This window comes from Streptomyces sp. NPDC000151, from assembly GCF_040301705.1.
Lineage (GTDB): Bacteria > Actinomycetota > Actinomycetes > Streptomycetales > Streptomycetaceae > Streptomyces.
On sequence record NZ_JBEPFC010000138.1, the window covers coordinates 1 to 19,621 of the forward strand.

General features: G+C 72.8%; 21 protein-coding genes. 9 read left to right on the top strand and 12 right to left on the bottom strand.

The features are described 5' to 3' along the window. On the bottom strand, positions 1-533 hold a 533-nt coding region (locus tag ABT381_RS28590; RefSeq protein WP_351599462.1), incomplete at its 3' end, for a UDP-N-acetylglucosamine--N-acetylmuramyl-(pentapeptide) pyrophosphoryl-undecaprenol N-acetylglucosamine transferase. A 64-nt stretch (positions 534-597) separates the two neighbouring features. On the opposite strand from ABT381_RS28590, the gene ABT381_RS28595 reads away from it, so the two are divergent. Continuing rightward, positions 598-1,326, top strand: a complete 729-nt coding sequence (locus ABT381_RS28595; RefSeq protein ID WP_351599463.1) for a response regulator transcription factor — start codon at positions 598-600, stop codon at positions 1,324-1,326. Beyond that, the gene (locus ABT381_RS28600; RefSeq protein WP_351599464.1) at positions 1,323-2,717 is read left to right on the top strand and encodes a sensor histidine kinase; all 1,395 of its coding nucleotides are present in this window, start codon (positions 1,323-1,325) and stop codon (positions 2,715-2,717) included. The genes ABT381_RS28595 and ABT381_RS28600 overlap by 4 nt, the downstream gene beginning before the upstream one ends. Before the next feature lie 22 nt (positions 2,718-2,739). Here ABT381_RS28600 and ABT381_RS28605 read toward each other — a convergent pair whose 3' ends face one another. The 7 genes from ABT381_RS28605 to ABT381_RS28635 all read right to left on the bottom strand — a co-directional run bounded on the left by ABT381_RS28605 (position 2,740) and on the right by ABT381_RS28635 (position 8,530). Next, a complete protein-coding gene (locus tag ABT381_RS28605; protein ID WP_351599465.1) occupies positions 2,740-3,852 on the bottom strand; it encodes an alpha/beta fold hydrolase in 1,113 nt (370 codons plus the stop codon). 109 nt (positions 3,853-3,961) lie between these two features. Beyond that, positions 3,962-5,662 (bottom strand): coenzyme B12-dependent isobutyryl-CoA mutase large subunit, encoded by a 1,701-nt coding sequence (icmA, locus tag ABT381_RS28610; RefSeq protein ID WP_351599466.1) that lies wholly within the window; start codon positions 5,660-5,662, stop codon positions 3,962-3,964. An 86-nt stretch (positions 5,663-5,748) separates the two neighbouring features. Next, positions 5,749-6,822: an acyl-CoA dehydrogenase family protein gene (locus ABT381_RS28615; RefSeq protein ID WP_351599467.1), complete on the bottom strand. Its 1,074-nt coding sequence runs from the start codon at positions 6,820-6,822 to the stop codon at positions 5,749-5,751. A gap of 7 nt (positions 6,823-6,829) precedes the next feature. Continuing rightward, complete coding sequence (locus ABT381_RS28620; protein WP_351599468.1) at positions 6,830-7,171, bottom strand: DUF3817 domain-containing protein; 342 nt, start codon at positions 7,169-7,171, stop codon at positions 6,830-6,832. A gap of 112 nt (positions 7,172-7,283) precedes the next feature. Continuing rightward, positions 7,284-7,793: a MarR family winged helix-turn-helix transcriptional regulator gene (locus tag ABT381_RS28625; RefSeq protein ID WP_351599469.1), complete on the bottom strand. Its 510-nt coding sequence runs from the start codon at positions 7,791-7,793 to the stop codon at positions 7,284-7,286. 87 nt (positions 7,794-7,880) lie between these two features. Then, the gene (locus tag ABT381_RS28630; RefSeq protein ID WP_351599470.1) at positions 7,881-8,183 is read right to left on the bottom strand and encodes an MTH1187 family thiamine-binding protein; all 303 of its coding nucleotides are present in this window, start codon (positions 8,181-8,183) and stop codon (positions 7,881-7,883) included. After that, complete coding sequence (locus ABT381_RS28635) at positions 8,180-8,530, bottom strand: DUF3817 domain-containing protein (protein ID WP_351599471.1); 351 nt, start codon at positions 8,528-8,530, stop codon at positions 8,180-8,182. The genes ABT381_RS28630 and ABT381_RS28635 overlap by 4 nt, the downstream gene beginning before the upstream one ends. A 184-nt stretch (positions 8,531-8,714) precedes the next feature. On the opposite strand from ABT381_RS28635, the gene ABT381_RS28640 reads away from it, so the two are divergent. The 4 genes from ABT381_RS28640 (at position 8,715) to ABT381_RS28655 (ending at position 11,383) form a co-directional block, all read left to right on the top strand. Beyond that, positions 8,715-9,353 carry an AIM24 family protein gene (locus ABT381_RS28640; protein ID WP_351599472.1) on the top strand — a complete coding sequence of 213 codons (639 nt, stop codon included), beginning with the start codon at positions 8,715-8,717 and terminating at the stop codon, positions 9,351-9,353. Beyond that, on the top strand, positions 9,353-10,003 hold the full coding sequence (locus ABT381_RS28645) for an AIM24 family protein (RefSeq protein WP_351599473.1): 651 nt from the start codon (positions 9,353-9,355) through the stop codon (positions 10,001-10,003). The genes ABT381_RS28640 and ABT381_RS28645 overlap by 1 nt, the downstream gene beginning before the upstream one ends. Further along, positions 10,000-10,770, top strand: a complete 771-nt coding sequence (locus ABT381_RS28650) for an AIM24 family protein (protein ID WP_351599474.1) — start codon at positions 10,000-10,002, stop codon at positions 10,768-10,770. Before ABT381_RS28645 ends, ABT381_RS28650 begins: the two co-directional genes overlap by 4 nt. Positions 10,771-10,906: 136 nt before the next feature. Next, entirely contained in the window at positions 10,907-11,383 is a 477-nt protein-coding gene (locus tag ABT381_RS28655; RefSeq protein ID WP_351599475.1) for a MarR family winged helix-turn-helix transcriptional regulator, read from the top strand. A 116-nt stretch (positions 11,384-11,499) separates the two neighbouring features. On the opposite strand, the gene ABT381_RS28660 is transcribed toward ABT381_RS28655, so the two are convergent. Both ABT381_RS28660 and ABT381_RS28665 read right to left on the bottom strand, forming a co-directional pair. Next, positions 11,500-12,891, bottom strand: coding sequence for a sensor histidine kinase (locus tag ABT381_RS28660; RefSeq protein ID WP_351599476.1), 1,392 nt, complete (start codon positions 12,889-12,891; stop codon positions 11,500-11,502). A 4-nt stretch (positions 12,892-12,895) separates the two neighbouring features. After that, entirely contained in the window at positions 12,896-13,558 is a 663-nt protein-coding gene (locus tag ABT381_RS28665; protein ID WP_351599477.1) for a response regulator transcription factor, read from the bottom strand. Positions 13,559-13,758: 200 nt separating this feature from the next. Here ABT381_RS28665 and ABT381_RS28670 point away from each other — a divergent pair, with 200 nt between their 5' ends. Next, positions 13,759-14,418, top strand: a complete 660-nt coding sequence (locus tag ABT381_RS28670) for a PepSY domain-containing protein (protein ID WP_351599478.1) — start codon at positions 13,759-13,761, stop codon at positions 14,416-14,418. Positions 14,419-14,593: 175 nt separating this feature from the next. Here the strand turns inward: ABT381_RS28670 and meaB are convergent, their stop codons facing one another. Together meaB and ABT381_RS28680 are read right to left on the bottom strand one after the other, a co-directional pair. Beyond that, positions 14,594-15,553 (bottom strand): methylmalonyl Co-A mutase-associated GTPase MeaB, encoded by a 960-nt coding sequence (gene meaB / locus ABT381_RS28675; protein ID WP_351599479.1) that lies wholly within the window; start codon positions 15,551-15,553, stop codon positions 14,594-14,596. Positions 15,554-15,633: 80 nt separating this feature from the next. Then, positions 15,634-16,839 (bottom strand): acetyl-CoA C-acetyltransferase, encoded by a 1,206-nt coding sequence (locus ABT381_RS28680; protein ID WP_351599480.1) that lies wholly within the window; start codon positions 16,837-16,839, stop codon positions 15,634-15,636. A gap of 136 nt (positions 16,840-16,975) precedes the next feature. On the opposite strand from ABT381_RS28680, the gene mce reads away from it, so the two are divergent. Then, the gene (mce, locus tag ABT381_RS28685; protein WP_030258452.1) at positions 16,976-17,404 is read left to right on the top strand and encodes a methylmalonyl-CoA epimerase; all 429 of its coding nucleotides are present in this window, start codon (positions 16,976-16,978) and stop codon (positions 17,402-17,404) included. A 162-nt stretch (positions 17,405-17,566) separates the two neighbouring features. Further along, a partial coding sequence (locus ABT381_RS28690; RefSeq protein WP_502965722.1) for a polarized growth protein Scy-related protein occupies positions 17,567-19,621 on the top strand: 2,055 nt, incomplete at its 3' end.

Sequence of the window (19,621 nt, forward strand, 5' to 3'; positions counted from 1 at the left end):
CGGTCCAGCCCGGCGAGCGGCCCGGCCAGCGGCATGCCGACCGTCTCGGCCCGCTCGCCGCCCGGCAGGTGCGCGCGGCTGCGGTCGAAGGCGAGCGCGATGTGCGGGGTGAGCCGGGCGGCGAACGTGTTGGCCCGGCCCGGTACCGCGTTGGACTCGTGGATCAGACTCGGCAGCCCCGCCAGCCGGGCGCCCAGGATCACCGGCGCGCTGGGATAGCCGCCCATGCCGACCGCGACCTGCGCGCCCTGCGCCCGCAGGATCGCCCGGCACTGGGCGCCGGACTTCAGCAGCGCGGCGGGCAGCAGATAGCGCCGGGCGCCCAGCGCCGGGTCGAAGGGGATCATGTCGACGGTGTGCAGGCGGTAGCCGGCCCGCGGGATCAGCCGCGTCTCCAGGCCGCGTTCCGTACCGACGAAGGAGATCACCGCGTCGGGCACGGCGCGGCGCAGCGCGTCGGCGAGGGCGAGCCCCGGATAGATGTGGCCACCGGTGCCGCCGGCCCCGATGACAACAGAGAGAGATGTGCGCATGGCCGCCACGCTCGTCGCGCGCCCTAAGAAGGTTCTAAGAGCGCGGTTTGGCAGCCTTGGGGCCATGCCACCGACCGCATCGCCCCCGCCGCCCCCGGGCGCCGCCCCGCCCGCGCCCCGCATCCTGGTCGTCGACGACGACGCGGAGGTGCGCGCCGCCGTCGAGGACGGGCTGACCGTGGAGGGGTACCGGGTACGCGGCGCGGCCGACGGGCTGGCCGCGCTGAGCGCGGTCGCCGACTGGCAGCCGGACGCGCTGGTGCTGGACGTGATGATGCCCGTACTGGACGGCCTCGCGGTCTGCCGGCGGCTGCGCGCGCTGGGCGACCGTACGCCCGTCCTGGTCCTGACCGCCCTGGACGCGGTCAGCGAGCGGGTGGACGGGCTGGACGCCGGCGCCGACGACTACCTGGTCAAGCCCTTCGCGCTGGACGAACTGACCGCCCGGCTGCGGGCCCTGCTGCGCCGCGTCGCCGGGCCGGACCCCGAGGGCGCCGCGCTGACCGTCGCCGACCTGGTGCTCGACCCGGCCACGCGTACCGGGCGCCGGGCCGGCCGCCGGCTGGAGTTCAGCCGCACGGAGTGGACCCTGCTGGAGCTGCTCGCGCGCAATCCCGGCCAGATCATGCCGCGCGAGGTGATCCTGGAGCGGGTCTGGGGCCGCGACTTCGGCCCGGCCTCCAACTCCCTCGCGGTGTACGTCGGGTACCTGCGCCGCAAGCTGGAGGCGGGCGGCGAGCCGCGCCTGCTGCACACCGTGCACGGCATCGGCTACCGGCTGGGGGAGGAATGAGCGGCCGCCGTGGGCTGGGCGCGGCCTGGCGCCGTCGCCGGCCGCTGCGGACCCGGCTGGCGCTGGCCGCCTCGGTGGCTGTCGCGCTGGTCGCGGTCGGCGTGTGCACCGCTGCCTTCGTCATCATCCGGTACGCGCTCAACCACCAGCTGGAGCTGAACCTCACCCAGTCCGCGACCCTGGTCATGCAGCAGAACCGGGACGAGCGGCCCGGGACCGTGGCCGCCGAGTGCCGTTTCCTGTCGGCCCCGGCCTGCTCCCAGATCGTGCCCGCCGACGCCGCCGACGACCCCTCGCAGCCCTACGCGCTGCCGGTCACCGGTGCCACCCGCGAGGTCGCGGCCGGGCGGCACGCCGCGTACTACCGCGAATTCACCCTGCACGGCCGCCCGGCCCGGATGCTCACCCAGCACTTCAGGGACGGCACGGCGGTCCAGGTGGCGCTGCGCGCGGACACCGTGGAGAAGGGGGTGCGGCAGGCCGCCGGGATGCTGGCCGCGGTGGGCGGCGCGGGCGTCCTGCTGGCCGCCGCGCTCGGCTACTGGGTCTCCCGTACGGGCCTCGCGCCCGTCGCCCGGCTGACCGCCGCCGCCGAACGGATCGCCGCGACCCGCGACGCCGGGCATCGCATCGAGCTGCCCGCCGGGCCGCCGGGCCGCGAGGACGAGCTGACCCGGCTGGCGGCCAGCTTCAACACCATGCTCGGCGAGCTGGAGCAGTCGGTCACCGCCCAGCGCCGGCTGATCGCCGACGCCTCCCACGAGCTGCGCACACCGCTGACGGCACTGCGTACCAACGCCGAACTCCTCGCCCGCGCCGACCGGCTGACCGACGCCCAGCGCGACCGGGCGTCCGGAGCCCTGGGCCGCCAGCTGCGCGAGGTGACCACGCTGGTCAACGACCTGATCGAGCTGGCCCGCGACGAGGAGCCGCAGCCGCTGGTCGAGGAGGTACGCCCCGCCGCGCTGCTGGAGCACGCGGTCGCCGCGGCCCGGGAACACTGGCCCGCGATCGCCTTCACCGTACGGACCGACGCACGCGCCGCCGCGGACTCCGTGCCCGGTGTACCGGCCCGGCTGGCCCGGCTGCTGTCGAATCTGCTCGACAACGCGGCCAAGTTCTCGCCGCCCGGCGGCCCGGTCGAGGCGGAGCTGACCGCCCCGCCGGGCGCGCTGGAGCTCACGGTCCGGGACCACGGCCCGGGCATCGCCGCCGAGGACCTGCCGCACGTCTTCGACCGCTTCTACCGCGCCCGCGCCGCCCGCACGCTCCCCGGCTCGGGGCTGGGCCTGGCGATGGCCCGGCAGATCGCCCGCGCGCACCGCGCCGAGCTGACCGCGGAGCAGGCGCCGGGCGGCGGGGCGCTGTTCCGGCTGCGGTTCCCGCGTTAGCGGCACCCGGCCACGGCGAGTGTCACTCGCCCGCCTTCTGCCACGCGCAGCTGCCCAGCGTGGCCCGCCCGCCGGCCACCAGCTTCCGCGCCGTGGCGGCCTTCGCCATCTCGCTGTGGCCCTTGACGCAGACCACCGTGCGGTCCGTGAACCCGGCCAGGTCGACCAGGATCTGGTCCCAGTGCCGGTACTGCACGTCGTGTCCGGAGTCGGCGTACGAACGCACCACCGGCTTGCCCGGCAGGTGCTGCTGCCATGTCGCGATCGTGCTCGGCGGCACGGTGGTGTCCTTCTCGCCGCTGTAGAGGAAGACCGGCGCGGTCAGCTTCGACAGGTCGGGGCCTGGCCGCTCGCAGTACAGCTTCTGCTCGTGCACCTGGGGCGCCGGGTCCGTCTTCTCCTGGCCGCGCTGGTGGTACGTGCGCGCGCCCTCTTCGTAGGCGGTGTCGGCGAAGCCCGGGATCTGCTTCGTCGGGCTGTCGTCGGGGAACGCCCACCACTTGCGCGGGTCGGCGATCGTCGGGGCCAGCTGCTTGCCCAGCTCTTCGTCCGACAGGCCGCAGTAGTCCGGCTTCTTGCCGTACGGGGGCAGCGCGGCGGCCAGGTGCAGCGCCTCGACGCGCTGCGGCGCCCGCGCGGCGAGCTCGGCGGCGTACGGCCCACCGCCGGAGATCGCGATCACGCTCGTCTTCTCGACGCCGATGCGGTCCAGGACCTCCAGCGCGTCCTTCGCGAAGTCGGCCTTGCCCAGGCCCTTGTCGTACGCGGTGTCCCCGAAGCCGTTCCGCTCGACGGAGATCAGCCGCAGGTGCAGCGATTCACGGGTGGAGCGGAAGAAGTCGGTCATGTGCGCGGCCCGGGCGCTGGTGCCCGTACCGCCGATGAACAGCACGGGCTTCCCGTCCCGCGGCCCCTCGTCGATGTAGTGCGCGGTGCGGCCCGAGGACAGCTTCGTGGCCCGCACCTCGGGGCCCAGCGAGTCGAAGTCGTCCTGGACGCGGGCCTCGTGGGCGCTCGCGGCGTGCGGCTCCGGCGCGGGCCCGGCGGTGGCGGGCGTGCTGAGGACCGCGGAGCCGGCCAGCAGGGCGGTGGCGAGGGCGGCCGTGCCGACGGCGGCGAGTGCGGGTCTTTTCACGTACGTCTCCCGGGGAGGTAGATGGATGCAGACCGCACCCACCTACCCGGCCCGTACGGAAGAACGCCACGGATTCCGTCGTGTCCACGTGGGCTCGGAACCCGGCGGCTCAGAACCCGGCGGGCTCCGTGTACACGCCCCACTCCTCGCGCAGCACGCCGCAGATCTCGCCGAGGGTGGCCTCGGCGCGTACCGCGTCGAGCATGGGCTCGATCATGTTGCGGCCGTCGCGGGCCGCGGCCAGCATGCCGTCCAGCGCCGTCCGCACCGCCGCGTCGTCGCGGGCCGCCTTGCGGCCGCCGAGGATGCGCACCTGCTCGCGCTCGACCTCGTGGCTGACCCGCAGGATCTCCAGGTCGCCGGTGACCGAGCCGTGGGCGCAGTTGACGCCGACGACCTTCTTGTCGCCCTTCTCCAGCGCCTGCTGGTACTGGAAGGCGGACTCGGCGATCTCGCCGGTGAACCAGCCGTCCTCGATGCCGCGCAGGATGCCGGAGGTCATCGGGCCGATGGGGTGCTGTCCGTCCGGGACGGCGCGGGCGCCGCGCTCCTTGATCCGGTCGAAGATCTTCTCCGCGTCCGCCTCGATGCGGTCGGTGAGCTGCTCGATGTACCACGAACCGCCCAGCGGGTCCGCGACGTTGGCGACGCCGGTCTCCTCCATCAGCACCTGCTGCGTGCGCAGCGCGATCTCCGCTGCCTGCTCGCTGGGCAGCGCCAGGGTCTCGTCCAGCGCGTTGGTGTGCAGGGAGTTGGTGCCGCCGAGGACGGCGGCGAGCGCCTCGACCGCGGTCCGTACGACGTTGTTGTACGGCTGCTGGGCGGTCAGCGAGACGCCGGCGGTCTGCGTGTGGAACCGCAGCCACTGCGCCTTCTCGCTGGTCGCGCCGTACACGTCGCGCATCCAGCGGGCCCAGATGCGGCGCGCGGCGCGGAACTTGGCGATCTCCTCGAAGAAGTCCACGTGCGCGTCGAAGAAGAAGGAGAGGCCCGGCGCGAAGGTGTTGACGTCCAGGCCGCGCGAGAGGCCCAGCTCGACGTAGCCGAAGCCGTCGGCGAGGGTGTACGCCAGCTCCTGCGCGGCCGTCGAGCCCGCCTCCCGGATGTGGTACCCGGAGACCGAGAGCGGCTTGTAGTCGGGGATGGCGCGGGCGCAGTGCTCCATCAGGTCGCCGATCAGGCGCAGATGGGGCTCCGGCTGGAAGAGCCACTCCTTCTGCGCGATGTACTCCTTGAAGATGTCCGTCTGGAGCGTGCCGTTGAGGACGCCGGGGTCGATGCCCTGGCGCTCGGCGGCGACCAGGTACATGCAGAAGACCGGTACGGCCGGGCCGGAGATCGTCATCGAGGTCGTCACGTCGCCGAGCGGGATGTCCTTGAAGAGGACCTCCATGTCGGCGGCGGAGTCGATGGCGACGCCGCAGTGGCCGACCTCGCCGAGCGAGCGCGGGTCGTCGGAGTCGCGGCCCATCAGGGTCGGCATGTCGAAGGCGACGGACAGCCCGCCGCCGCCGTTGGCCAGGATCATCTTGTACCGCTCGTTCGTCTGCTCGGCGTTGCCGAAGCCCGCGAACTGGCGGATGGTCCACGTCCGGCCGCGGTAGCCGGTCGGGTACAGGCCGCGCGTGAAGGGGTACTCGCCGGGCCAGCCGATCCGCTCGAAGCCCTCGTAGGCGTCGCCGGGGCGGGGGCCGTAGACCGGGTCGACGGGGTCGCCCGAGAGCGTGCTGAAGTCCGCGTCGCGCGTGCGTGCGGAGTCGTACCGGGCCTGCCAGCGGCGGCGGCCCTCTTCGATCGCGTCAGCGTTCATGCCACCGAATTTACTAGGACGTCCTAGTAATTGTCGATGGCAGTCCGCCGCAGTACCTCCGACAGCGGGGTCCGCCGGCCCGCGCCTCAGCCGCGCAGGGCGGCCAGATGCGCGTCCCTGACGTCGCCGGTCTGGCCCTGGACCAGCAGGAACATGCCCTCGCGCGCCAGCCGCTGGGCCGGGCTGTCCAGGCCCACGGCCCGGCCGCCGCCTGCCACGACGGCGGCCGTGGTCGCCGCCCGCAGCACGTCGTACGCGCGCATCTTGGCCGCCAGCCGGTCGGCGATGCGTTCCTGAGCCGGTACCTCGTCCAGCAGCGCGTACGCATCCTTGCGTACGGCCGCCAGCCGCTCGCGCAGCACGCCGGCGGTCCGCGCCGCGGCCTCGTCGCCCGAGGCGTCCAGGAGGTCCAGCGCGGCCCGGGTGACGCCCAGCACCGCCGGGTTGACGTTGGTGTTCTTCGGCCGGTCCGCCGCGGCCCACTCCTCGTACGGCTGCCGGAGCGCCACCGCGCCGTCCGGCAGCACCAGCCCGTCCAGCTCCAGGCCGACGGTGCGGGTGCCGGAGAGCGCGGCCAGCTCCAGCGGCTCGGTGGCGCGCAGCCCCGGCTGCGCGCGGGCCTCGGTGACGGCGAAGACCACTTCGCCGCCCTCGGTCGCCCCGCCGAGCAGCAGGACGTCGTTCAGCCCCCAGCCGGTGTACCAGGGCACCCGGCCGTCGAAGCGCCAGCCCGCGTGCTCCCGCGTGACGCGCACCGGCAGCTTCGGGAAGGCCCGCAGATGGGAGAAGGCGACGCCGGCCAGCAGCGTCCCGTCGCACAGCGGGCGCAGCAGCTGCTCGCGTACGGGCGTGCCCTCGGGGGCGGCGGCGAGCGTCGCGACGGGCGTGTGGTGCTGCGCCTGGACGAAGAAGGTGGCGCAGCAGGCCCCGGCGAGGAGCTCGACGATCTCGCGGACGACGGCGGCGGGTGCGGCGGAACCGCCGTACGCCACCGGCCCTGCGGCGCCGAGCACGCCGGACGCCTTGACCGCGGCCAGCGTGGCGGGGTCCACGCCCTCGCGGTCGGCACGCTCGGCGGCCGGGGCGAGGGTCTCGTCGGCGAGCCGCCGCGCGGCCGCGACCAGCGGGTGGTCGCGGCGGTCGGCGTACGGCTCGCTCATGCGGGGGTCAGACCTTGGCGGTCTGCGCGGCCGCGTCGCCCGTGATCAGCGGCTCCAGCTCGCGCGAGACCTTGCGCTCGACGAAAAAGGCGGCGGTGGGGATCGTGCCGGCCAGCAGCACCCACACCAGCTTCCCGAACGGCATCTTGGCCTTGGAGCCCATGTCGAAGGCGAAGACCAGGTACACCACGTACAGCCAGCCGTGGGCGATGCCGACGACGCTGGTGAAGCCGCTCGCACCGTCGATGTGCAGCAGGTACTTGGCGATCACGCCGAGGGTCAGCAGGACCAGCAGCACGCCCGTCACGTACGCCATCGTCCGGTAGCGGGTCAGCACGCTTCGTTTCATGCCTTCGAGCGTAACCGCACGAGCGGGGGCGATCTTCGCCGCCCCCACGCCCGGAGCAGGGCTTAACAGCCCCTTATTCACGCCCGACTTACACGCCTGCTCACGCGCCTGCTCACTCGTCCGCGAAGTCCGCCGCCGCCACCCGCAGCGGGCGCAGCAGCGCGAAGATCTCCTGGCACTCCTCCGCGTCGTACGCGCCGAGCCCGAAGTCCATCGCCATCAGGTCCCGCGTCGCCTCGTCGCACACCTCGCGCCCCTTGTCCGTGATGGACGCGAGCGTGCCGCGCCCGTCGTTCGGGTTCGGGCGCTTGGCGACCAGGCCGGACTTCACCAGCCGGTCGACGGTGTTGGTGACCGAGGTGGGATGCACCATCAGGCGTTCGCCGATCTTGGACATCGGCAACTCGCCGGCCTGCGAGAAGGTCAGCAGCACCAGGGCTTCGTAGCGCGCGAAGGTGAGGCCGTACGGCTTGACCACGGCGTCCACCTCGCCGAGCAGGATCTGCTGGGCCCGCATGATCGAGGTGATCGCCGCCATCGACGGGACGGCCCCCCACCGGCGCTGCCACAGCTCATCGGCGCGGGCGATGGGATCGAAGGGAAGACTGAGCGGCTTCGGCACATCTCCGACCCTACCGGTCGCCCATATGGTGGTCAGCCCCGTCTCAGAGAACGGGCGCGGGTGGGGCCGGCGCCCCGCCCGTTCCGGTCAGTCGCGGCCCTCCGCGAGATACCGCTCGACCGTGTCCACCTTCGAGGTCAGCCCGTCGGTGACGCCCTGCCGGATGTCGGCCTTGAGGACGAGCGAGACCCGGCCCGCGCGTGCCTCGACCGCGGCGACGGCGCGCTTGACGACGTCCATGACCTCGTCCCACTCGCCCTCGATGGAGGTGAACATGGCGTCCGTACGGTTCGGCAGCCCGGACTCGCGGACGACCCGCACCGCGTCGGCCACGTACTCCCCCACGTCCTCGCCGACGCCGAGCGGGCTCACCGAGAATGCGACGATCATGCGCTGACCACGCCTTCCTTCTCCTTGCGCGCGCGGGCGGCGATCACGACCGCCTCGGCCTCGTGCTTCAGCTTCCGCTCGGCGAAGAAGCCGCCGGTGGGCAGGACGGAGAGGACGAAGTAGAGCGCGGCCCTGCCGAACGACCACTTCGTACGGTTCCAGGCGTCCAGCCAGAAGATCACGTACAGGATGAACAGGACGCCGTGGACGGCGCCCATCACCGGCACCGCGTTGAAGTCCGTCGTCCGCTTCAGGACCGAGCAGATCAGCAGCAGCAGGAAGGAGACGGCCTCGGGGGCCGAGACCAGGCGGAGCCGGCGCAGGGCGGATGCGGTCTTGATGTCCACGGGAACCTCGTTCGGGTGGGGTCGGTACAGCCTTTAGCTTGTGCTTACATTCACAAGCACCGCTCCATTGTGACAGCCGCGCCGCGGCCCCCTGTCGCCGGGCCCGCCCCCGACCCCCGCCGCCCGGCCGGTCCGCACCCGGTCCTCTGCCCTCCGGCGCCGCCGCGGACTACGGTCTGGTGCCGTGGCTCAGTTTCGGCTCCAGGGGAGCAAGGTGCTCGCCGTCGACATGACCGGCGATGCCGTGAAGGCGAAGAACGGTGCGATGGTCGCGTACGACGGCCGGATGGCGTTCAAGAAGATGAGCGGCGGGGGCGAGGGCCTGCGCGGCATGGTGACCCGGCGGCTGACCGGGGAACAGATGGAAGTGATGGAGGTGAAGGGCGAGGGGACCTGCTACTTCGCGGACCGCGCGAGCGAGATCAGCCTGGTGAACCTGCACGGCGAGAAGCTGTACGTCGAGGCCAGCAACCTGCTGTGCACGGACGCCGCACTGCGTACGGGCACGACCTTCACGGGGCTGCGCGGCGCCTCGCAGGGCAACGGGCTGTTCACCACGACCGTGGAGGGCACGGGCCAGGCCGCGCTCACCTCCGACGGGCCCGCCGTCGTGCTGCGGGTGACCCGCGAGGCCCCGCTCCAGGTCGACCCGGGCGCGTACGTCGCGCACACCGGAGACCTGCGGCAGCACTTCCAGTCCGGTGTGAACTTCCGCACGTTCATCGGGGAGGGCTCGGGCGAGGCCTTCCAGATCCGCTTCGAGGGCGAGGGCCTGGTGTACGTACAGCCCAGCGAGCGCAACACCGTCGGCGGTGAGGTCTGATGCCGTTCACGGTCCTCAACTCGCGCATGGTGCGGGCCGAGGTCGCGCCCGGGCAGCGGCTGTTCAGCCAGCGCGGCGCGATGCTCGCGTACCAGGGCGAGGTGTCCTTCACGCCCAACATCCAGGGTGGCCAGGGCGGCATCGGCTCCATGATCGGCCGGCGGATCGCGAACGAGGCGACACCGCTGATGACCGTCGAGGGCAGTGGCTCGGTGATGTTCGGCCACGGCGGCCACCACGTCCACGTCGTCGACCTCACCGGCGACACCCTCTACGTCGAGGCCGACCGGCTGCTGGCATTCGACGGGACGCTCCGCCAGGGCACGATGTTCATGGGCTCGCAGGGCGGCGTGATGGGCATGGTGCGCGGCCAGGTGACCGGCCAGGGCCTGTTCACCACGACCCTCGAAGGCCGCGGCTCGGCCGCCGTGATGGCACACGGCGGCGTCATCGAACTGCCGATCCGCCCGGACCGCCCGGTCCATGTCGACCCGCAGGCGTACGTCGCCCACCGCGGCGATGTCCGCAACAAGCTCTCCACGGCCCTGGGCTGGCGGGAGATGGTCGGCCGCGGCTCGGGCGAGGCGTTCCAGCTGGAACTGTCGGGCCAGGGCACCGTCTACGTACAGGCCTCGGAGGAAAAGCTGTGACCGGTCCCGTCATTCACGATGTGCATTCGCTGCCCGCGGCCGACAACGTCAATCCGTACGCCTTCAGCGTGGAGCTGGACGGGCAGTGGTTCCTGCAGAAGGGAAAGATGATCGCCTATTTCGGGCAGATCGATTTCCAGGGAATCGGGCACGGCGCGCTGGACCGGTTGATCGCGAGCAGTTTCCATTCGCCGCTGCACGCCGCGGACTGGGTGGTCGCGCAGGGCCGGGGAAAAATGCTGCTGGCGGACCGGGCGTTCGATGTGAATTCCTATGACCTGGAAGAGGGCAACCTCACGATCCGGTCGGGAAACCTGCTCGCTTTTCAGCCATCCCTGTCGCTGAAGCAGTCGATCGTGCCGGGCTTTTCGACGCTCATCGGCACCGGGAAATTCGTCGCGGCCTCCAACGGCCCGGTGGTCTTCGCCGAGCCGCCGATCCGGGTCGATCCGCAGGCGCTGGTGGGCTGGGCGGACTGCCCCTCGCCGTGCCATCACTACGATCATCAGTATCTGCGCGGCTTCCTCGGGGGCCTGCGGGCGCACACCGGGATCGGCGGGGTCTCCGGCGAGGAGCACCAATTCGAGTTCGTCGGCGCGGGCACGGTGCTGCTGCAGTCGACCGAGCAGCTGATGCCGGAGGCGCCGACGGGGACGGTGCCGGCGGAACCGGGGGTGCCGGGCGGGTCCGCCGGCCACGCCGGTGGCTCACAAATGCCACAGCTGCCGGGATCACTCGGGGGGCTCCAGCGCCGCTTCGGCCTGTGAGCGGTAGTCTGCGGAGGGTGACCTCGAACGTCTGAGCCCTGCCGCCGGAATGACCCCCGGCGGGAACGGCCCGGTGAGGCCACGATCACGGGGCATGACTAATTTACCATTCAACTTTCACGGGTAGAATTCATTCATGACGACCGACAGTGACACCCCCTGGCTGACCGACCAGGAGCAGCGTGCCTGGCGCACCCATCTCGACGTCAGCAGGCTGCTGACGCACCAGCTGGAGCGGGATCTCCAGCCGTTCGGGCTGACCTACAACGACTACGAGATCCTGGTGAACCTCTCCGAGGCGGAGGACCGCAGGATGCGCATGAGCGACCTCGCGGCCTCCACCCTGCAGTCCAAGAGCCGGCTCTCGCACCAGATCACCCGCATGGAGAACGCCGGGCTGGTGCGCCGCGAGAGCTGCGAGTCCGACCGGCGCGGGCTGTACGCGGTGCTCACCGACGACGGCTGGGACACCATGCGCCGGGTCGCGCCGCACCACGTGGCCTCCGTGCGCAAGCACTTCATCGACCTGTTCTCGGCGGACGACCTGGCCGCGCTGCGCGCCTCGCTGACGCCGGTGGCGGATCACCTGCGGGGGCACCGCGGCAAGTACTGATCCCCGTACGGGCTTACGTACTGAACCGGCCGGGCGCCGTGCGGGACGCGGGTGGGGGAACACCGTCGCACCCGCGCGGCGCCGCTCGGCCGATCTCTGCCCCGATGAGGGGGTGCTCAGTGCTGCCCGTCCGGCGCGACCGGCAGCCGCAGTTCGAAGGCCGCGCCGTCGCGCACCGCGAGCGTGCCGCCGTGCCGTTCGGCGATGTCCCGGGCGATGGCGAGGCCGAGGCCCGCGCCGCCGTCGTCCCGGCTGCGCGCGTCGTCCAGCCGGACGAACCGCTCGAAGATCCGCTCCCGGTCGGCCGCCGCCACGCCGGGCCCGTCGTCGTCCACCCGCAGCACCGCCCACCGGCCGTCCCGGCGCACGTCCACCGCGACCTGCGAACGGGCGTGCCGCTGGGCGTTGTCGACGAGATTGCCCAGGATCCGGCTCAGCTGGCCGCGCGAGCCGGTGACCTCCACGCTCGGCAGCTCCCCCGCGCGCACCGGCAGCCGGTCGGCGACCCGCTGCGACAGCTCCTCGCGGGCCAGCGCGCCCAGGTCGATCCGGGTGTCCTTGGGCCGCTCCCCCGCGTCCAGGCGGGCCAGCAGCAGCAGGTCGGCGGCCAGGTGCTGGAGCCGTACGGTGTCCTCCACCGCGCCCGGCAGGTCCAGCAGCTCGGGGTGCGCCTGAGCGACCTCCAGCTGGGTGCGCAGGCTGGCGATGGGGCTGCGCAGCTCGTGCGAGGCGTCCGCGATGAAGGCGCGCTGGCGCTCGACGGACGCCTCCAGGGCGGTCAGCGTCTCGTTGGTGGTGCGGGCCAGCCGGGCGATCTCGTCGCGGGACGCGGGCTCCGGCACCCGCCGGGACAGGTCCGTACTGGCGGTGATCGCGGCCATCTCGGTGCGGATGCCCTCGACGGGGCGCAGCGCGCGGCGGGTGACCAGCCAGGTGACGCCCGCGACGACCAGGAGCAGCAGCGGCAGGCCGATGAGCATGGCGTTCCGCACCGAGCCGATGGTCTCCTCCTCGGCGGCGCGCGAGGTGCCGGCCATGACGGTCACCGTACGGTCGTGGGTGTCGGTGGCGTCCACTTCGGCCCAGCGGTAGTCGGCGCGCTCGCCGTCCACGACGGCCGTGCCGTCGGAGTGCTCGACATCGTCGTCCACCTCCCCGGGGCGGGGGGCGTCGCCGTCGTCGTCACCGTGGCGGCCGTTGCCCTGCGTCCCCAAGGAGACCTTCGCGCCGTCGACGGCCTGCAGGTCCTCACCGGCCGCCAGCACGCGGCCGTCCTCGTCGTCGACGAGCACGGGATGGTCGTCGGCGTCCGGCAGGTCGAGGTCCCGGTAGCGGGTGCCGGTGGCGATCTGGGAGGCCACCTCGCGAGCGGTGACCTCGGCGTGCAGATCGGCCTGCGCGGCCAGGTTGTCCCGCAGCACCAGCAGGACGGCTATCCCGACCCCGATGAGGGCGAGGGCGACCACGACCGTGGCGCCCGCGGCCGCTCTGGCCCGTACCGATCCCATGGCCCTAAACACCGGGCACCATCCGGTAGCCCGCGCCGCGCACGGTCTGGATCGTGGCCGCGCCGAGCTTGCGGCGCAGGGCGCTGACGTAGACCTCGACGATGTTCGGGTCGCCGTCGTAGGCGAAGTCCCAGACGTGTTCGAGGATTTCGGACTTGGCGACCACCTCGCCGGCGCGCAGCGCGAGCTGTTCCAGTACGGCGAACTCCTTGGTGGTCAGCGGCACGTCGGCGTCCGCGCGGCGCACGGTGCGGGCGCCCTGGTCGACGGTGAGGGCGCCGACGGTCAGTACGGGCAGCGCGGTGCGGCCGCGGCGGCGCAGCAGCGCCTTCACGCGGGCGACCAGCACGACGTAGCTGAAGGGCTTGGTGAGGTAGTCGTCGGCGCCGGTGTCCAGGCCCTCGGCCTCGTCGTACTCGCCGTCCTTGGCGGTGAGCATGAGGATGGGCACGTCGTTGCCGGCGGCGCGCAGGGCGCCGCAGACGCGGTAGCCGTTCATGCCGGGCAGCATGATGTCCAGGACGAGGAGGTCGTACGCGCCCTCGCCCGCCATGTGCAGGCCCTCCAGGCCGTCGTGCACGACGTCCACGGCGTATCCCTCGGCGGTCAGGCCGGCGGCGAGGGAACGGGCCAGCCGCTTCTCGTCCTCCACGATCAACAGGCGCATGCGACAAGGGTGCCACCGGCTTGCTGAAGGCCGCTTCAGGGTCGCTTCCTGAAGACGGCTTCAGGCTCCTTCAGGGTGGCTTCAGGAACGGGTCGGCAGTGTGAGGGCATCACCTGGGGGCCATCCCCGGCCCCCTCCGGGAGACCCCCGGCCCCCGGGTGATCCTGCCTGAATGCCACCTATCGCTGGGAGTCATCACCATGAAGCGCAATGTCGTCATCGCCACCGTCGCCGCGGCCGCTCTGATCGCCGGCGGTACCGCGACCGCCGTCGCCATCGGCAGCGAGGACGGGACGACCGGCTCGGCGCCGAGCGCGGCGCAGGGTCAGCAGGCCGGCGGCGTGGCGCGGTACGACGACGGACAGGGGCAGGACGGGGACGGCGACGACGCGCGGGAGGCGCGGGCGGCGACGGTCACCGCGCAGCAGGCGGCGGCCGCGGCGCTGAAGGCCGTGCCGGGTGCGGTCACCGAGGTCGACCTGGACGACGACGCGTCCGGCACCGCCTGGGAGGTCAGCGTGCTGGGCAAGGACGGCAAGTGGCACGACCTCACCATCGGCGCCGACAAGGCCGAGGTGCGGCACCAGCACGTCGACCGGGACGGCGACGGCGACTTCGGCAAGCAGAAGGTGGACGCGGCACTGAACAGCGCGTCCGTGGACATCGCCGAGGCGGCGCAGCGGGCGGCCGCGCACGGCACGGTCGTCTCGGTCGAGCTGGACGGCCCCGACAACGCCAAGAAGCTGGTCTGGGAGGCCGAGACGGTCACCAAGGACGGCGCCGAGCACCACGTGAACGTCGACCCGGGCAGCGGCGCGGTGAGCAACGCGCCGTCGGACGACGACGGCGACGACGACTGAACCACCCCATGACGGCGGCGCCCCCCGCCGCCTGCCGGGCCGGGCCGGGCCGCGCCCCCCCCGGCGCCCGCCCCCCCCGCCCGCGGGGCCCCCCCCAACCCCCCCCCCCGAGGAGCCGGCCGGCCTTCTGCCGTCGGTCCTGTGCCGCCGGTCCTGTGCCGTCAGGACTGTGCCGTCAGCCCTGTTCCGTCAGGCCCGCCACCAGCTCGTCGGCGGCGGTGTACGGGTCGAGCGTGCCGGCCACGATGCGGTCGGCCAGGGCGCCCAGGCGGCGGTCGCCGTGCAGATCGCCGATGCGTTCGCGGAGGGTCGTGACGGCGATCGTCTCGACCTCGCGGGCCGCGCGGGACGCCCGGCGCTCGGCGAGTACGCCGTGCTCGTCCATCCAGGCGCGGTGCTTCTCCAGCGCCTCGACGACCTCGTCGACGCCCTCGCCGCGGGCCGCGACGGTCTTCACGATGGGCGGGCGCCAGTCGCCGGGCGCGCGGGACTCCCCCAGGCCCAGCATGTGGTTCAGCTCGCGCGCCGTGGCGTCCGCGCCGTCCCGGTCGGCCTTGTTGACGACGTAGACGTCGCCGATCTCCAGGATGCCCGCCTTGGCGGCCTGGATGCCGTCGCCCATGCCGGGGGCCAGCAGGACCACACTGGTGTCGGCCTGGGAGGCGATCTCCACCTCGGACTGGCCCACGCCGACTGTCTCGACCAGGATCACGTCGCAGCCGGCCGCGTCCAGTACGCGGATGGCCTGCGGCGCCGCCCAGGCGAGGCCGCCGAGGTGGCCGCGGGTGGCCATGGAGCGGATGTAGACGCCGGGGTCGGAGGCGTGCTCGCTCATCCGTACCCGGTCGCCGAGCAGGGCGCCGCCGGAGAAGGGGGAAGACGGGTCGACGGCCAGCACGCCGACCCGCTTGCCTGCCTTGCGGTAAGCCGTGACCAAGGCGGACGTGGACGTCGACTTGCCTACGCCGGGGGAACCGGTGAGGCCTACGACGTACGCTCCGCCGGTCAGGGGTGCGAGCGCAGCCATCACCTCGCGCAGTTGCGGGGAGGCGCCCTCGACGAGAGAGATCAGCCGGGCCACGGCGCGCGGGCGGCCCTCTCGGGCCTGTTCGACCAGGGTGGGGACGTCTGCCATGGGTCGGTGCTCCGTTCTCGGTCCCTGTGAAGGTGCGTCGGTACGGGTGCCCGCCGTTGATGTGCGGGCACCCTTCCGGGTTACTTGCCGGGTACGCGGACGATCAGGGCGTCACCCTGACCGCCACCGCCGCACAGCGCCGCCGCGCCCACGCCGCCCCCGCGGCGCTTCAGCTCCAGCGCGAGGTGCAGCACGATCCGCGCACCGGACATGCCGATCGGGTGGCCCAGCGCAATCGCGCCGCCGTTGACGTTCACCTTTTCCGGGGACACGCCGAGGTCCTTCATGGACTGGACCGCGACCGCCGCGAAGGCCTCGTTGATCTCGATCAGATCAAGGTCCTCGACGCCCAGCCCTTCCTTGCCCAGCGCATGCGTAATCGCGTTGCTGGGCTGGGACTGGAGGGAGTTGTCCGGGCCCGCGACGTTGCCGTGCGCGCCGATCTCCGCGATCCACTCCAGGCCCAGCTCCTCGGCCTTGGCCTTGCTCATCACGACCACGGCGGCGGCGCCGTCGGAGATCTGCGAGGAGGTGCCGGCGGTGATCGTGCCGTCCTTGGCGAACGCGGGGCGCAGCTTGCCCAGCGACTCGGCGGTGGTCTCGCCGCGGATGCCCTCGTCCTGGCTGAAAACGACCGCCTCGCCCTTGCGCTGCGGGATCTCCACGGGGGTGATCTCCGCCTCGAAGAGGCCGTTCTTCTGCGCGGCGGCGGCGCGCTGGTGGGAGCGGGCCGCGATCTCGTCCTGCTCGGGGCGCCGGATGCCGAGGCGGGTGTTGTGCTTCTCGGTGGACTCGCCCATCGCGACGTTCTCGAAGGCGTCGGTGAGCCCGTCGTGCGCCATGGCGTCCAGCATCTCCACGGCGCCGTACTTGTAGCCGCCGCGGGACTTCGGGAGCAGGTGCGGGGCGTTGGTCATGGACTCCTGGCCGCCGGCCACGATCACGTCGAACTCGCCCGCGCGGATGAGCTGGTCGGCCAGCGCGATGGCGTCCAGGCCGGAGAGACAGACCTTGTTGACGGTCAGGGCCGGGACGTTCATCGGGATGCCGGCCTTCACGGCCGCCTGGCGGGCGGGGATCTGGCCCGCGCCGGCCTGCAGGACCTGGCCCATGATCACGTACTGCACCTGGTCGCCGCCGATGCCGGCCCGGTCCAGTGCCGCCTTGATGGCGAAGCCTCCCAGGTCGGCGCCGGAGAAGGACTTCAGGGAGCCCAGGAGGCGCCCCATGGGGGTGCGTGCCCCCGCGACGATCACGGAGGTGGTGCTGCCGTTCGATGAGGACATCAGCGCGGCCTTCCTGTGCAGGGAAGTTAACGAGGGTTTTCCTCAATGTACTGAGCGGTACCGGCCGGGTCACCGGGCCGCGGGTGTGATCGCGCGCACGTTGCGTAATCATGCGTGCGAGCGGTGCACTGGAAGCATGCTGACGCGAATCGATCACATCGGGATCGCCTGCTTCGACCTCGACAAGACTGTTGAGTTCTACCGGGCGACGTACGGCTTCGAGGTGTTCCACTCCGAGGTCAACGAAGAGCAGGGCGTGCGGGAGGCCATGCTGAAGATCAACGATACGTCGGACGGCGGCGCTTCGTACCTTCAGCTGCTGGAGCCGACCCGGCAGGATTCGGCCGTGGGCAAGTGGCTGGAGAAGAACGGTGAGGGGGTGCACCACATCGCCTTCGGCACCGCCGATGTGGACGGTGATGCTGCTGACATCCGCGGGAAGGGCGTGCGGGTGCTGTACGACGAGCCGCGGACCGGTTCGATGGGGTCCCGGATCACCTTCCTGCACCCCAAGGACTGCCACGGTGTGCTGACCGAACTGGTCACGGCCTCCCAAGAGCACTGACCTTCACGTTCCCCGGCCGGTAGAGTGCTGCTTCGGCCGGGGTCCGGATCGGGGCTCGGTCCAATCTCCGCCGATGATCTGACACCATTTCTTCGGAAGGGTCAGCTCCACGCACGACGGAGCCGGCCGCCACCATGACCAGGGGACGGATGGGACCGCGCAGTGCGGGGCAACGACCGCTACGAGGCTGACGATCACCTCTCGCAGTTCGAAGCCGAGATGGAGCGGCTGAAGACGGAGCGGGACAAGGCCGTCCAGCATGCCGACGACCTCGGCTACCAGGTCGAAGTTCTGCGTGCCAAGCTCCACGAGGCACGCCGTACCCTCATGACGCGCCCGGCGTACGACAACGTCAGCGCCCAGGCCGAACAGCTGCTGCGCAACGCCCAGATCCAGGCCGACCAGCTGCGCACGGACGCCGAGCGCGAGCTGCGCGAGGCCCGGGCCCAGACCCAGCGGCTGCTGCAGGAGCAGGCCGAGCGCCAGTCCCGCCTCGAAGCGGAGCTGCACACCGAGGCGGTGGAGCGCCGCCGGCGGCTGGACGAGGAGCTGAACGAGCGCCGCCAGACCGTCGAGAGCCACGTCAACGAGAACGTCGCCTGGGCCGAGCAACTGCGCTCCCGTACCGAGTCCCAGGCCCGCCGGCTCATGGACGAGTCCAGAGCCGAGGCCGAGCAGGCGCTGTCGCAGGCGCGCGCCGAGGCCCAGCGGCTGGCCGAGCAGGCCCGCGAGCGGCTGGGCGCCGAGGCCGAGCAGGCCCGCGCCGAGGCCGACGCGATCCTGCGCCGCGCCCGTACGGACGCCGAGCGGCTGCTGAACGCCGCGTCCACGCAGGCCCAGGAGGCCACCGACCAGGCCGAGCAGCTGCGGACGTCCACGGCCGGCGAGTCCGAGGAGGCCCGCCGGCGCAGCGCCGAGCTGACCCGCACCGCCGAAGAGCGGCTGCAGGAGGCCGACACGGCGCTGCGCGAGGCGCGCGCCCGGGCCGACAAGCTGGTCGAGGAGGCCGAGGCGAGCGCCGCCAAGCGGCTGTCGGCGACCGAGTCGGAGAACGAGCAGCGCACCCGTACGGCCAAGCAGGAGATCGCCCGGCTGGTCGGCGAGGCCACCAAGGAGGCCGAGGCGCTGAAGGCCGAGGCCGAGCAGCTGCGCGCGGACGCCAAGGCCGAGGCCGAGCGGCTGGTCGCGGAGGCCCAGGAGGCGGCCCGCGCGAAGGCCGCCGAGGACTCCGCCGCGCAGCTGGCGAAGGCCGCGCGGTCCGCCGAGGAGATGGTGAGCAAGGCGTCGGAGGACGCCAAGGCCACCACCCGGGCCGCCGCCGAGGAGGCCGAGCGGATCCGCAAGGAGGCCGAGGCCGAGGCGGACCGGCTGCGCGAGGAGGCGCACGAGACCGCCCAGCAGCTCAAGGGCGCCGCCAAGGACGACACCAAGGAGTACCGCGCCAAGACCGTCGAACTGCAGGAGGAGGCGCGCCGGCTGCGCGGCGAGGCCGAGCAGCTGCGGACCGAGGCGGTCGACGAGGGCGAGCGGATCCGCGGCGAGGCCCGCCGCGAGGCCGTGCAGCAGATCGAGGAGGCCGCGGCCACCGCCGAGGAGCTGCTGGCCAAGGCGAAGTCCGACGCGGAGGAGACCCGTTCGGGCGCGACGGCGGACAGCGAGCGGCTGCGCGCCGAGGCCGCCGAGCGCGCCACGCAGCTGCGCACGCAGGCCCAGGAGGCACTGGAGCAGGCCCGCGGCGAGGCCGAGGACCTGCATGCCGCGGCCGAGGAGGCCGCGGCGGCGACCCGTGCCGAGGCCGAGGCGGCCGCCACCGAGCTGCGGGCCGAGGCCGAGCGCAGCGCGGACGAGCGGCGCGAGCTGGCCCAGGCGGAGCTGGACCGGCTGCACGGCGAGGCGGAGGAGCGGGTCACCGCGGCCGAGACGGCGCTGCGCGAGGCCCGCGAGGAGGCCGAGCGGCTGCGCAAGGAGGCCCAGGAGGAGACTGCCCGGCTGAAGGCGGAGTCCGCCGAGCGGCGCCGGGAGAAGGAGCAGCAGGCCGAGGAGGAGGCCGAGCGGCTGCGTGCCGAGGCCGCCTCGGACGCCTCCGAGGCGCGGGCCGAGGCCGAGGCCGCCGCCACGCGGCTGCGCACGGAGGCCACCACCGAGGCCGAGCGGCTGAAGGCGGAGGCGCAGGAGACCGCCGACCGGGTGCGCGCGGAGGCCGCAGCGGCGGCCGAG